The following is a 13322-nucleotide window of genomic DNA, read 5'->3' as shown; positions in this document are numbered from 1 at the left end:
TTGTTGAAATTTGAGTAAAAAAAATGGCAACCTAAGGTTGCCACAAGGAAATCAGTGCGGGATACAAATAGAATTCAGTGCGCTAGCGTGTTTTCTATTGCGTCCCAAAAGGGAGATGATGATGAACGACCAACCAATTCGACTCAATGCGATAAAACAGAAACTGTGTCATTTGAGTGCATGAAACTGCGACTTCACATATTTCATTCTCAAGGTGCATTTAATCTTATCCGTTAATCCTTACCTATACTCAGAGTCGCCATTTTTAATTAAGTTCACCGATATCAGAAAAAAGACAAAAAAAGTTTTTGAGAGATATTGAGTGCCCACACTTAGTTGTTACATTTATATTACATATAAAATAAAGGGATAAAAAAAGGCAACCTAATGGTTGCCTAATGACCTATTCCTAGGTCAAGGGGACTGCGCTAGAAGCCCCAGGGAGATGATGAACATGAAAAAGACATTCACTGTTCAATACATTTGAGGGGCCTTGTACGGTTAAAGTTCCATAAAAAATTAAAATAAATCTAAATTTTTATAAATTGCAAGATTTCAAATAGATAGTGATTAAATTATTTTAGCAAAGCAGCAATTTTACTTTCTAATGCTTCGGGTTTGGTCGTTGATGCAAATCTTTCGATTGCTTCGCCTTGGCGATTAACTAAAAATTTAGTGAAATTCCATTTAATACCTTGAGTGCCTAATACGCCGGGAGCGGCTTTCTTAAGGTATTGATAAAGTGGATGCGTATGTTCGCCATTCACTTCTATTTTAGAAAATAGCGGAAACGTCACGCCAAAATTCAATTCACAAAAGGCTTGAATGCCTTGTTCATCGGCTTTTTCTTGGGCGCCAAATTGATTGCAAGGAAAGCCCAAAATCACTAATCCTTGATCTTTGTATTTTTGATATAGCGCTTCTAATCCTTTGTATTGCGGTGTAAATCCACATTCACTGGCGGTGTTGACGATTAAGAGTACTTTGCCCCGATACTGCTCTAAACTTACCGCGTTGCCTTGAATGTCTGTTGCTGATTGGCTGTATATATTCGTAGTCATGTTCACCTCCGTAGGATCTTAGTCAAACAGCATAAACCTTAAAATAATTTCCAGCAATATAATTGCGTGCAATTTATTTTGTGGGTTTGCTAATTTACTTAATTATCAATATAGTTACAGCAATTTTGTGGCTAAAGAAAAGGGCATCTGTGTGATAGAAAATGACGCAGAATACGAAACAAACATGCAAGCGGATGTGGGGCAAGTAGTTCAACAACTCACTGAAGTTGAAGGCGAAGAACAGGCTGAAGTGTTTAGTGAAATTCTGAATGACTCAGAACCTGGAACCATAGCCTTAGCGCTTGAGTCCTTGCCCTTGGATGAGCGTTATGAGCGTTGGCAGCAAGTTGAATTTGCTGACAGAGTGACTGTGCTGAGCCTGATGCGTGCCGATCCACGTATGGGGATCCTGAAGCGGATGCCTGACAATGAAGTGGATCTGTTATTTGCGCAATTAAGCCCTGAAGATTTAATTGAGTGGAGTGATTATCTTCCTGAAAGTTTTACCGATCGTGCCTTGGCTCAGATGGGGGAGCGTCAGCGACAACGATTCGAACTTTATGATCAATACTCTGAGAATGAAATCGGCCGTTATACCGATCATCAAATGTTGGTGCTCAGTGATAAGGCGACAGTTGCTCAAGCGCAGCGCTTCTTTCGCCGTATAGAGCTCGATTGTAACGACAATTTGTTTATCGTTGATGATCTGGATAAGTATCAAGGTACTGTGCGTCGTTATGATATTTTTAAACATAATCCCGATGAATTATTGATTTCACTTTTGTCTGAGGACTGCCGTGTGTTATCCGCCGATACGAGTCTTTTAGAAGCGGCCGAAGCGATAGAGCACAGCCGCGAAATTGAATTGCCCGTGATTGATGAGTCCGGAGAGTTAATCGGCCGTGTGACGCTACGAACTGCAACGGCATTAGTGCGTGAGCATTATGAGGCGCAGTTGATGGCAACAGCGGGTATGGATGAATCCGACGACTTGTTCGCCCCTATTATGAAAGGTGCTCAGCGCCGTGCTGTATGGCTTGGGATCAATTTACTGACGGCTTTCCTTGCCTCAGCGACCATTGGTTTATTTGAAAATGTCCTATCACAAGTGGTTGCATTAGCGGTGTTGATGCCGATTGTTGCTTCTATGGGCGGTATCGCGGGGAGCCAGTCTCTAACGCTAATGATCCGCGGCATGGCCATGGGACAGATTTCGGCGGGTAACTTGTTTTCGCTAATGAAGAACGAACTCGGCATTGGCATAGTTAACGGATTTTTGTGGGCGATAGTGATAGGTTTAGTCTCTGGCTGGTGGTTCGGTGAAGCGACGATAGGTATAGTGATCGGTTGTGCGATATTGATTAATATGGCCGTTGCAGCCATAGCTGGGGTGATAGTGCCTATGGTGTTACAGAAGTTTAATCAAGACGCGGCGTTATCGGGTTCAGTGATCTTAACGACTGTGACCGATGTGGTGGGTTTCTTTACTTTCTTAGGTATGGCGACGTTGTTATATCTGTAGCGTGGGCACTTGGGTGAGTTTGGAAGATGAATGCACGGCAATTTGGTGTGCATTCACCGTATGTTGGGAACATTAACGGTTTAATCTGGATATGAATAACATTCAGTTTGTTATAGGTGAAAAGCCGGAAGAATTAGCGCTGGCGGCACAATTAATTGATGGGCGTGATGATAATGCTCATCCGTTGGATCATCAGGTCTTTTTCCATTCCCGTGCGGTGATCTTAGCGAAAACTATCGAGGGTGAGATAGTGGGTTGTGCTGCGATAAAAGCTGGTAAAGGCACTGTTGGTAAAGGCACTGTTGATAAAGGCACTGTCGGTGAATTGGGTTATCTGGTGGTATCGCCCCATTATCGGCGTCAAGGCATAGCACAAGGTTTAACGCAAAAACGTATCGAAGTGGCTAAGGCTTTGGGGATCTTGATTTTATACGCCACTATTCGCGCCGAGAACACGTCGAGTCAAGCTAATTTATTGAAGGCAGGTTTTCAGTTTTGGCGTAATTATTTGAGTATCCGTGGCACGGGAAATACTGTGGGTTGGTATTACTTAGCTTTAAGCGTTAATGTCGATGCTGAAGCGATAATGCAGTCTTTAGTTGGCGATCGTACCCCAGCGGTCTAATTGTGTTGTAAGTGAAAAGACTTAGATCTTAATGTGTTTTCATCTTGTTTTACATTTGTATATTCCTCGCAAATAATCCCTCTTTATACGCAAATAGGCTGATTTTCTTTATTTATTCGGTATGATCCGCGGCTATTACCCACAGTCATTATTGAGGTGTTTTTTTATGGCTAAGTTCAGAGTAGCAAGTGTCTTATTATTGAGTGCAGCAGCGCTGCAAGTGAATGCGTCAGAATTTAATCTTGGGTTGAACAACGATGTGGTTTCAACTGAGTTAGAACTGCAATTGAACAAAGATACTAACGCGGTTTTGGGTTATATCTATGCGGATGAAGGCGGCCATATCGCTCAAGGTGCAATGCACATGACCCATGATGCGGGTGTGCATCACTTTGAGGTCGGTGCTCAGTTAAGCCAGCTTTGGTCTGACTATTCACCCAATGGCAGTGCCGTTTCTGTTGGTGGTCGTTATGCACTATCAATGGGACCCAATATTTCACTGCACGCCGCGGCTTACTATGCGCCGTCTGTATTGTCATTTGGCAATGTTGATGGTCATTATGAATTAGACTCAAAAGTGCAATACCGTATAACGCCAAACATGGCACTTTATGTTGGTTACCGCAAGATTGCCTTCGAATACGATGATGCCCGCAATTTTACTTTCGAAGATGGTGTGTATATTGGCGGTAAATTCCGTTTCTAAGCACAAGGCATATTGATTTAGCTATATTGCGATCGTGATGTCGAATTAAAGAGCCGGCCGAGGTTAACTTCGCCGGCTTTTCCATTTTGCCTTTAGCTCACTGTAGCTTGGCAATATGGATGAGAAAATGACCAATCCAATCCCGATTAAAATCACTAGGCTGAGTTCTTCATCGAGTATCCACCAGCCTAACAAGGCTGCAAAAATCAATCCTGTATATTCTACTGGTGCCATTTGGCTCGCATCGGCACGTCGATAGGCATGGATGATGAGATAGGTCATGGCAATGTAAAATAGTCCCAAAGTCAGCCCCACTTGCGCCACTGGTAAACTAAATTCGGCGCCTTCGTATAAGGTCGCAGGTATCAGAAATATCATCGCAAAGGCATTAGACCAAAAGAGCATGGAAAAAGGATGTTCATGGGTCGAATAGGCCTTTAAAATCAAACTATTTAACGCTGATGTCATGGCGCCGAAAAAGGCTAAACCTATATACAGGTTAAATTCTGTTGGTTGGCTGATAAGCAAAATACCGCTAAAGCCGATAAGACCTGCGACCGTGCGTCGATAACCAATGCGTTCATTTAAAAAAATGGCCGATAATACTAGCAGTAACAAGGGTGAGGTATAAATCACTGCTGTTACTGTTGCGAGCGGAAGATGCAGAATAGCAAGCATAAAAATGGCGTTGCCCAGTCCAATCAATAGTGCGCGGGCGAGATGCACTTTGTAAAAAGGACTCAGCTTAAGATTACCCTGTAAGTGCCACACAAAAGGCAGTACAAGCAGGGTGGCAAATAATTGCCTGTAGAGTACCAGTTGAAAAACAGGCGCATTGGTTTCAAGCAACTTAACCAATAGGTTACCGCTGGCAATCAGTAGTTGTGCGGCTAAAATCATCAGTAGAGGCTGCATAGGATCCCAGCAAAAATAAGTCAGTATTAAGGTGTATCTTGAATTTCATGCCGCAGCTTGGACTTTGAGACTAAAATAGCATCATAAGGCATGGTATATCCGACTAATTTAGCCTAACTGATTGTAAAAAACTAAATGTAGCCATAAAGTTAACCTACAAATCCAACTATCGACTAAGATTGACAGCATTAGCATTTTCTTCATAGCTGTAAAAATGATCTATGGCCCTTTAACTAAATAAGCCGATGAACAAACTTAAACAAACTCTATTTGGGTGTTTTTTACTTTTCTTGTGGACATTAAGTCCCTCTGTATTAAGCGCTGAAATTGCGTTGGACTCCCCGTATTTGTTCCATGCTAAAGCGGATCAACAGCCTCCTGAGCGGTTTGAAACCGTGCCCCATTGGATGGAGCAACTCGACGAAGCTAGTTCGGTCAGCTTAACCGGTGGCGATTATTGGATGATTACACCTGTGATGGTCAATCAACGTCAATCAAACTGGGTAGTGGATGCAAGTAATTCGATTATTGAATCCGTAGATTATTGGATACTCGGCAGTGACGGCAGCGTACAACATGCCCACAGTGGCTACAGTGCTCCATACCAGTTTTTATTCGATTATGGCCGTAAGGTCACCTTGAATATGGGCACGGATTATTGGCTGGTGGTGAAGCTGAGTAGCCGTTATTACTCCTCTCCCCCTGAGATAGCATTGCAAAGTGTGGCGGATCATCAGTTGATGTCTGACCGTCTCGCAATGGCAGTGCTGCTGTGTTTAGGCGGATTATTGTTTATCGCCTTATATAATATTTTGATTTATATCTCTATTCTTGATAAAGCCTTTCTCTACTATGGCCTTTATGTATTTGCTTATTTTGGTGGCTGGGCACTGACTTTCCATTTGCCCGCACACTTATTTAATTTTCATTACCTTGAGTTGCATCATCTGTTTTTCATCAGTTTGCCCATTTTTAATATCATGTTTTACAAGCACTTCCTGCAGTTGCCTAGTTACTCACCGCGGCTGTGGCGTCTTAGTCAGTATTTAATGTTTGCCTGTATTGTGGCTCTGCCGACCAGTATTTGGTTGTTGTCCTATACGGCAATTATTGCCTCTGTACTGATCATGCTATGGATTGCTTTAGCGATTACCTGCGGTAATGTGTGCTTGATGAAAGGCTTTGCTCCTGCGCGTTATTTTATTCTTGCCTTTACTTGCTTGCTGTTGCCTGCGGTGATTATTTTACCCGGAAATATGGGGTTAACCCCTGATTTTATCGAACATGCTGAGCTGGCGACACTGATGGGCGGCACGGCCGATGCGTTATTACTGTCCTTAGCGTTAGCGAATAAGCTGAAATTACTTGCTGAGGAACGTAAGGCGCATATTGAAGAGTTAGCGATTGCATGGGAAAAGGCACGTTTAGATGGATTAACGCGAGTCGGTAATCGTTATGCTTTTGACGAATATATGAACTCACAATTAGGATTTGCCGATAAAGTCGTGCAACCGATGGCGTTAGCACTATTGAATATCGATAGTCTGAAAAGTGTCAATGAAACACTCGGCCATCAAGAAGGCGATAGATTATTGCTGTTGATAGTGCAGTTATTGCAAGCAACAGACTTAGCGCACATGAAGGTTTATCGTATTAGTGGTGACGAGTTTGTGATTGTGACGCCTTCTGCTGGTATCCAGTTATTACAGAGTGCTTTGAGTGGCTTAGGTGAAGAATTAGCAAGCCATGGTTTTAAAGATTGCCAGTGTAGTTTTGGGATGTCGTTAAACACTGAGGTCGCAGATCCCCATGAGTGGTTGCGTTCTGCTGACACTCACTTATATCAATCGCGTATGGATAAGCGTCGTCAAGAGTATGCAGATACTCGCGGTGTCGATGTGAGGCTACATTTAAGCTAGCTATTGAAAATTTAAAATAATCGTTTTATACCAATCACATTAAATAGCTAATCAGTTCAGAGCCTCACAGGTATTTCAATCCAAGGCGCATTGACGCAGAAATGGTTATTCCCTTTTAAGTCAATGCAACACGGGAGTGGGATACCTGTGAGGCTCCCGAAGGGCGGCTGATGTTTACTACATGGCAACGCCCTTTATACTGCGTTTAAGGCTTTCGACAGAGCACAACTATGCCTTCAAGCCTTCGCCTTGTCTAAAGCGCGTTGAACTCCTGCTGAATGAACAGATATTTAATACGATTGGTATTATTAGAACATTAGAAAACATAAATGGCGCAGAATTTATCTGCGCCGTTTATGTTTTTATCTTAGATTTATTAGCTTCATCTTGCTTGGATTGAGCAGTGTCCAAGTTTGCGACTTAGCTAGATTTAAGGACGAGCTTAGAAGTCTTTTTCGCCCTTAATCACTGCAGGATGACCCGATATCGCTTTTGAAGTGTGCATTCCTGCCATCGTCGCCGCTTCGACGCAGCCCGCATTAAGGCCTGTCTTTATCCAATCGCCCGTCATATACAGGTTGTCTATCCCTGTGCCATCTGTCGTGATGCGATACTGCGAGCTGTCTTTAACCGATAAGACATAACGCTCGGATGGGTCTACATTTGCGCGCCAATATTGGCTATCGAAGCGGGCAACACCTTGGCGGTCTTGTTCATCGTGTAACCATTCCCAAGGGAAGCTATCACCGACATTTTGCCAAAGTTTATGGATTTCGGTATTAAGTTGATGGATAGCACCCGCTTTAGCTTCTAAGGTTTTCCGTTGTTGGAAATCTACATCCGAGCTTGGTGGATAGGCCTCGACAGGCAATGCCGAGCAAAAGTAACTGGCATTTTTAGGTTCTAAGCCGCGCCAATCTTCTTTGTCTAGTAGTTGGTTCATCGATGCCCAAGTATCGAAGGGTTCGGTGAAGCCCGATAATACGGGTTCCTCGCCATCTTCAGAGTAATTAGGCCAGCCTATCCCATTCAGATCTTGGTTCATCCACAGTTGATAGGCTTGAGTGGCGACAGTTTGCACCTTATCAACGCAAAGCTTGAGGGCTGGGCTTTGTGCCATGACTTCACTCGCCACGTGGGGCACAGAACCTATGGATAGACCGAAGATCACTTTGTCGAAATCTACGCCTTTGACTAAACGCTTTTTCGGCAGGGCTTTGCCAAAGTGAGTTTCATACACGCTGTCCCAATCGCTCCAGAAGTGTTCAAGATTGATATTATGGGCTTTAAGCAGTGCCGCTTGTTCAGGCTCAAGTTGCTCATAATTGGGCGTACTCGGCCAGCAAGCGAGACCTTTCACATCGACTAAAGGATCGTAGTTTGTGACAGTCGGCGCCAGAGCTACTTGCTCAGTGATCTCAATCGCTTGAATACTTTGATTGTGACATTCGAGATTATCAACTCGATTGAAGTAGTGGAAATTGACTCCGCGGCGTTTGAGCACTTCGTAAAAAGGTGTAAACACAACATCGCCCATGCCGGCCTGCATTTTCCACATCACGCCACCTTGATAGCACAGGGCAATACGCAGCATAGCGCGGATAATTGTGCCCGCTTCGACATTAGGTTTGTCGAAGTTCCCTCTCTCATAGGCAAACACTAAGTCGTAAAAACCGCGCACTGTCGCACTGTCGACTGTGTACTTAAGGCTTGCACCATGTTTGGTTAACCATTCGCGATAATCATAGTTATTGATGGCGTCAAAGCCTTTTTCAAATACATCGTCGGCAAACATGCCCTTTAGAATCGTGAGGCCCAGATCGGCGGCTATATATAAGTGGCGCAGTTCGTCATTATTATCTAAATGTCCGCTAAAACGTTTCACGAGTCTTTGATGCAGGGCATCGACAGCCGATTCTACAAGACCATCGTCACTTTCACTGTGTACATGCTCATCGCACTCGCGGCCAATCATTTGATTAAAATGGCATTCAAGCTTATCACCGAGCGCGTCGAGTGATTCTTTGGCGTCTTCGACTGAATCCTCTAGCTTATCTTTTAAACGTTCAAACCAGCTGCTATCGAGCCAGTTTTTAGGTGTTCCCATGGCTTTTTCATCTGCATCGAGCAGGTCATCCATGTCTTTGAGCCATTCTTTGATCCACGCAAAGGCGACTTTAACAACTTTCCAGAAGGTGAGGGTTTCGGTGCCATCACCTGGGATGCCTGGTAGCATTGGGAAAGTGATTGGCCAACTTACAGAACGGCCATCAACTTCTTCCTGTAAGACGATGAAGTTATGGGGTTTAAAGGCATCAAAAAAAGTCGCAAGCGGCGCGTTTGCTGGCCTATCCAATTCCTCATACGCTTTGCGCATTAAGGCAAACGCGTTTTGATAGAAACCAAACCAGATGTGTAAACCATGTTCTTCTATGCGTTGCCCCATAGCGGCATTGCGGCCACTAGCCCCTTTACCACCGATACGCCAGCCGAGTTGATAGACATCAATCTCATATTGATTCTGCCAGCCGGGTTTATCGGTTAGATAACAGGCTGCTGTCATTGCCGCGACACCGCCACCGAGAATGGCTATTTTCTGTTTTTTGATTTCGGAGTTATCGACTAATACTTCGCCGGGCGGCACTTCAAAATCGAAGTTCACATGGTAAGGGAGTAAAACGTGCTGCTCACCAATCTCGACCCCAAGCGTATCTTTTAACGGGAAGCTGGCATTATCAAAAATGGTCGCGACAAAATCATTTTTTAGCAGGGTAACACTGTGCACTTTATTCACTTGGGCTGGCGCGGCAACGATGGCTTGATAAATGGCTTTTTGCCCTGACGAGTCGGGGAACTGTTTTAGAAATACTTGATCGATAGCGGGTTTAAATAACAGATGAAATAGCTGCTCTTCGCCAAGCTGGTCAAGTTCTGGAATAAAATCGGTTTGTTCTTTAAAGAGTTGCCAAGTTTGAGCTATCGCTTCAAGGGTTGAAAGCTGTGCCTCGGGTTTGGCATCGCAATTCACTTCAATTAATGGATGCAGGGCAAGTTCGGTTTCGGGTGAGAAATGTAAAAAACTTTTGGTCTCAAGGGATAATCGCGTCAGAGGCTCGCCAACCGCTGGCATAGTGTATTCACATAAATATTTAGGATAACCAAAGAGTTCTCTGCCATTAATTAAGGCCATGGCATCGTTCACCCAAATGTGTAGTGGCTGAAAATACACTTGGCTGATTTGTTTACTGTCGCTGCTATCTTGGCGCCCGACCATGACCCAAGTGATGATGTCCGTTTCTTGGATCCAGCCCTTAGCTCTGTCCTCTGGATAAGCGGAGTAGGCTTTTTCAATTTGAGTGAAGGTTGTCAGTACGTAGGGAGACAGCACCTTAAAATACATTGCGCTACCGGCAACTTGATTCAGGGTTTTATCGATAGAGCGTTGCAGGTTTTCCTGTTTCCCCTTAAGAAAAAAACCGTACATATCGGCTTTATTTAGCACTAAGGGCGAGTGCATCAACATACTGCCTTGGGGATAAATAAAGTCGGGGCGCTGTTTTTCCATGGCGTTCATCCTTAAATTTCAGTGTAAGTCCAATGATTTGGGAGTTATAGCCCAAAAAGCATAGGGCAAATAAGCAATTAAGCCCATTGATTTTACACTGGAATGATTAAGTATTTGAGGGGGGATAACGGGGTTGAGTAGCAAGTTGGATATTATCCAACTTGCTCAGATTTGGCAGGTTTAGCACAGAACGAATTTGTAAAACAAACCCGTGAGAGCAAGGGTACTTAGATTTAGTTACTTCGATTTATTTTGGTAGAAATCCACCTCTGTATTATCGTCCGAGTAACGTCGCTTAGTATCTCTGCGGCGCTGTTTCACGCGTTTATTCTTTTGCTTACCTTTGACGTTATCGCCCCATGGCGCATCATCGTCGTCAAATTCATAGGAGTGTGACATGGTCAAAATTCCAAAAATACCTGTGCCATTCGCAGCACCCGATCTTTTTACCCAAAGGAGAGATGAAGCTAAAGCGAAATATTTCATCACTGATGGTGAAAAGTTTTGTCCAAAGGCTATATCTTGCCACTGAAATGGCCGTATCTGAGATTTTAATGGGGAGTGTGTTGGTTATCTTTATGATAATTAAAGGATAAGTGTAATTATCATCAGAAATTATATTATATGATTGAAACTGGCGCCCAGAATGAAAGGCGCCAAGTTTTGATACAAAATAATGAGTTAGTGTTACTTGACGCGCAGCATACGCGCGACAAACATACCATCACTATTCGCTTCAAAGGGCCAAACGGTCAACATTTCTGTTTGTTCACCCGTAAAAGGATGGCGTATCGGCGTGAGCGTGAACTCTGGATGTTGCTGTAAAAACGCCGTCACCACGTCTTGGTTCTCGAGCGGCGACAAGGAACATGTGGCGTAAACGAGTACGCCGCCCGCTTTAACTGCGCGGCTACTGCGGCTTAAAATATCGAGCTGTAACGCGGCTTTATCGGCCACGGCTTCAACACCATCCAACCAACGCATATCAGGATTACGTCGCCAAGTGCCAGTACAACTGCACGGGGCATCGACTAACACACCGTCGAAATGATCCGCAGGTACCGGCAGGGCATCACTCTTCCAACGGGCCACGCTAATATTGTTAAAGTGGGCTCTTTGGGTACGCTTAGTCAGTTCTTCTAGGGCATTGGAGCGAATATCGGACGATATGATGCTGCCCGCAGAGGGTATTTGATTATCAGCAGCCTTGGTCAACATCAAAGAGCGTAGCTGCAGGGTTTTACCGCCGGCGCCACTGCAGGCGTCCCACCAATGGGCATCGGGTTCTGGCGCGCAAATTTGCCCTATGACCTGTGAAGCCAAATCTTGGATCTCAATGTTGCCGTCTTTATACAGGGCGATTTCATTAAGATTCATACTCTTGCTGCCAAGGTTAATGGCATCGTTAAAGTAATGACCATAACTAGCATCGATACCTATCGCTTGCAGCTGCGCCGCCGCATCTTGACTCGTGATCCCTTGCGCGCGGCCCCAAATCGGCGGGCGACTGGACATAGCTTCAATTAATTGCGTTTGCTGCGCAGCATCAACAGGGCACACTTGCCAGAACCAGTCGGGTAATAAATCCTGTGATTTAAGCTTAGCCGCTGGAAATAAATGCTGCATTAGCGTGAGTTTGTCGTTGAGACTGTCAACTGCAAGTGCTTGAGCCTGTTGATAATCGATAGGCGACTGCGATAACTCATGCCAAGCAGTGGCGATATCTTGCCAGGCATGGGCTTCCAATAACGCACTGGCGCTTAGGCTGGCAAAATAAGTCGCTGATTCTTGTTGATCGCCTATTCGCTGAAACCACCCCCACCAACGAAATAGACTAAATAAGGATTCACGAATGACTTTACGATCCTTCGAGCCGTGTTTTTTATGTTCTCTAAAGTAATTTGCCAGAATACGGTCGGCGGGCATTTTACTGCTTTGAATTTCATCGAATAACTGCTTAATTGTACTGGCGTAACTGAGCGCACGTTTTTGCGCGGGGGTGCTCGCCTCTGTATTTAACGCTGACGATGTGTTTGAGTTAGATGCCTTATCGGAAGAGAAGCTGCTTGGATTACCCATAAATTTAGCCTGAATTATGCTCTCTGTGGCTGCGCCTTATGTAGGAGGCATAACTGTAACAGAGGGGAAAAATAAGTGGCGCAGAGTGTAGCAGTTTTGCCCGATAACAGGCAGAAAAAAAGCCCCAAAGTAGCATCAACTTGCGGGGCTTTTTGTGGTTGAGTCACTGAGACTCATAGTGCATTCAGTACCAAAGGGTTATTTGCAGGCTATTCGCGCAATGACCGCTTGGAAGGTGACTATTTCGTCACCATCTTTTGGATTTGCTTAGCCCGTTCTTCATCACTCATTTCCACAGGTGGCGGCGTGATTATGCCTTTTTGGCACGCGGGTCTGAGTGCTAACTCATCTAACCAACGTTGCAAATGGGTCAGACCTTCCATATTGATGCCGCTCCACTCGTGGATCCGCACCCAAGGCCAAGTTGCGATGTCGGCAATCGTGTATTCGTCACCAGCAAGGTATTGATTTGTAGCTAGTTGAGTATTCATAACCTCGAATAAACGTCGACCTTCTTTTTGGTAACGGTCAATGGCTGCGGGGATTTTTTCAGGGAAGTACCTAAAGAATACGTTGGCTTGTCCCATCATGGGGCCGACGCCGCTCATTTGGAACATTAACCATTGGATCACCTGCGAGCGTTTTTTAGGATCGGCTGGTAGGAATTTACCTGTTTTTTCGGCGAGATACAGCAGAATTGCACCGGATTCGAATACCACAAAATCTTCGTTGTCGCGGTCGATAATGGCGGGAATTCGACCATTAGGATTAATGGCAATAAACTCGGGCTGTTTTTGCTCACTGGTGCTGAAATCTAGCTTGTGGACGCGATATTCAAGTCCCATTTCTTCCAGTGCGATGGAAATTTTAAAACCATTAGGGGTCGCGGCTGTGTATAAATCTATCATGATGATTCCTTTAGGTTATAAC

Annotated in this window: 11 protein-coding genes; 5 read left to right on the top strand and 6 right to left on the bottom strand. The window is 44.5% G+C overall.

What is annotated here, in order from left to right; translation table 11 throughout:
* Window positions 1-575: 575 nt before the first annotated feature.
* Window positions 576-1061, bottom strand: coding sequence for a glutathione peroxidase (locus tag GWI56_RS02695; protein WP_106651117.1), 486 nt, complete (start codon window positions 1059-1061; stop codon window positions 576-578).
* Between the two features lie 151 nt (window positions 1062-1212).
* On the opposite strand from GWI56_RS02695, the gene GWI56_RS02690 reads away from it, so the two are divergent.
* The 3 genes from GWI56_RS02690 to GWI56_RS02680 all read left to right on the top strand — a co-directional run bounded on the left by GWI56_RS02690 (window position 1213) and on the right by GWI56_RS02680 (window position 3914).
* Window positions 1213-2583, top strand: a complete 1371-nt coding sequence (locus tag GWI56_RS02690) for a magnesium transporter (RefSeq protein ID WP_198572071.1) — start codon at window positions 1213-1215, stop codon at window positions 2581-2583.
* A gap of 91 nt (window positions 2584-2674) precedes the next feature.
* Window positions 2675-3208 carry a GNAT family N-acetyltransferase gene (locus GWI56_RS02685; protein WP_198572070.1) on the top strand — a complete coding sequence of 178 codons (534 nt, stop codon included), beginning with the start codon at window positions 2675-2677 and terminating at the stop codon, window positions 3206-3208.
* Between the two features lie 166 nt (window positions 3209-3374).
* Window positions 3375-3914, top strand: a complete 540-nt coding sequence (locus GWI56_RS02680; protein ID WP_028760670.1) for a YfaZ family outer membrane protein — start codon at window positions 3375-3377, stop codon at window positions 3912-3914.
* Between the two features lie 63 nt (window positions 3915-3977).
* Here GWI56_RS02680 and GWI56_RS02675 read toward each other — a convergent pair whose 3' ends face one another.
* The gene (locus tag GWI56_RS02675; RefSeq protein ID WP_105249758.1) at window positions 3978-4829 is read right to left on the bottom strand and encodes a DMT family transporter; all 852 of its coding nucleotides are present in this window, start codon (window positions 4827-4829) and stop codon (window positions 3978-3980) included.
* A 245-nt stretch (window positions 4830-5074) separates the two neighbouring features.
* Between GWI56_RS02675 and GWI56_RS02670 the strand changes: the two genes are divergently transcribed.
* Both GWI56_RS02670 and GWI56_RS21675 read left to right on the top strand, forming a co-directional pair.
* A complete protein-coding gene (locus GWI56_RS02670; RefSeq protein ID WP_198572069.1) occupies window positions 5075-6748 on the top strand; it encodes a diguanylate cyclase in 1674 nt (557 codons plus the stop codon).
* Between the two features lie 181 nt (window positions 6749-6929).
* Complete coding sequence (locus tag GWI56_RS21675; protein ID WP_242068335.1) at window positions 6930-7148, top strand: hypothetical protein; 219 nt, start codon at window positions 6930-6932, stop codon at window positions 7146-7148.
* A 42-nt stretch (window positions 7149-7190) separates the two neighbouring features.
* Here GWI56_RS21675 and GWI56_RS02665 read toward each other — a convergent pair whose 3' ends face one another.
* The 4 genes from GWI56_RS02665 to GWI56_RS02650 form a co-directional block, all read right to left on the bottom strand.
* Entirely contained in the window at window positions 7191-10313 is a 3123-nt protein-coding gene (locus GWI56_RS02665) for an NAD(P)-binding protein (RefSeq protein ID WP_198572068.1), read from the bottom strand.
* 237 nt (window positions 10314-10550) lie between these two features.
* Window positions 10551-10712 carry a hypothetical protein gene (locus tag GWI56_RS02660; protein WP_006080915.1) on the bottom strand — a complete coding sequence of 54 codons (162 nt, stop codon included), beginning with the start codon at window positions 10710-10712 and terminating at the stop codon, window positions 10551-10553.
* 288 nt (window positions 10713-11000) lie between these two features.
* The gene (locus GWI56_RS02655) at window positions 11001-12392 is read right to left on the bottom strand and encodes an RsmB/NOP family class I SAM-dependent RNA methyltransferase (RefSeq protein ID WP_198572067.1); all 1392 of its coding nucleotides are present in this window, start codon (window positions 12390-12392) and stop codon (window positions 11001-11003) included.
* A 239-nt stretch (window positions 12393-12631) separates the two neighbouring features.
* The gene (locus tag GWI56_RS02650) at window positions 12632-13300 is read right to left on the bottom strand and encodes a glutathione binding-like protein (protein WP_011790070.1); all 669 of its coding nucleotides are present in this window, start codon (window positions 13298-13300) and stop codon (window positions 12632-12634) included.
* Window positions 13301-13322: the final 22 nt, after the last annotated feature.

It is taken from the genome of Shewanella sp. DW31, assembly GCF_015767295.1.
Classification (GTDB): Bacteria; Pseudomonadota; Gammaproteobacteria; order Enterobacterales; family Shewanellaceae; genus Shewanella; species Shewanella oncorhynchi.
Note: the sequence above shows the minus strand (reverse complement) of the source record. Positions and strands in the feature narration are given on the sequence as shown.

What these genes read in the sequence shown, in the direction of transcription:
- GWI56_RS02650 (WP_011790070.1), bottom strand. Translation starts at nt 13,300, where the DNA reads ATGATAGATTTATACACAGCCGCGACCCCTAATGGTTTTAAAATTTCC.
- GWI56_RS02670 (WP_198572069.1), top strand. Translation starts at nt 5,075, where the DNA reads ATGAACAAACTTAAACAAACTCTATTTGGGTGTTTTTTACTTTTCTTG.
- GWI56_RS02680 (WP_028760670.1), top strand. Translation starts at nt 3,375, where the DNA reads ATGGCTAAGTTCAGAGTAGCAAGTGTCTTATTATTGAGTGCAGCAGCG.
- GWI56_RS02685 (WP_198572070.1), top strand. Translation starts at nt 2,675, where the DNA reads ATGAATAACATTCAGTTTGTTATAGGTGAAAAGCCGGAAGAATTAGCG.
- GWI56_RS21675 (WP_242068335.1), top strand. Translation starts at nt 6,930, where the DNA reads ATGGCAACGCCCTTTATACTGCGTTTAAGGCTTTCGACAGAGCACAAC.
- GWI56_RS02675 (WP_105249758.1), bottom strand. Translation starts at nt 4,829, where the DNA reads ATGCAGCCTCTACTGATGATTTTAGCCGCACAACTACTGATTGCCAGC.
- GWI56_RS02665 (WP_198572068.1), bottom strand. Translation starts at nt 10,313, where the DNA reads ATGGAAAAACAGCGCCCCGACTTTATTTATCCCCAAGGCAGTATGTTG.
- GWI56_RS02655 (WP_198572067.1), bottom strand. Translation starts at nt 12,392, where the DNA reads ATGGGTAATCCAAGCAGCTTCTCTTCCGATAAGGCATCTAACTCAAAC.
- GWI56_RS02660 (WP_006080915.1), bottom strand. Translation starts at nt 10,712, where the DNA reads ATGTCACACTCCTATGAATTTGACGACGATGATGCGCCATGGGGCGAT.
- GWI56_RS02695 (WP_106651117.1), bottom strand. Translation starts at nt 1,061, where the DNA reads ATGACTACGAATATATACAGCCAATCAGCAACAGACATTCAAGGCAAC.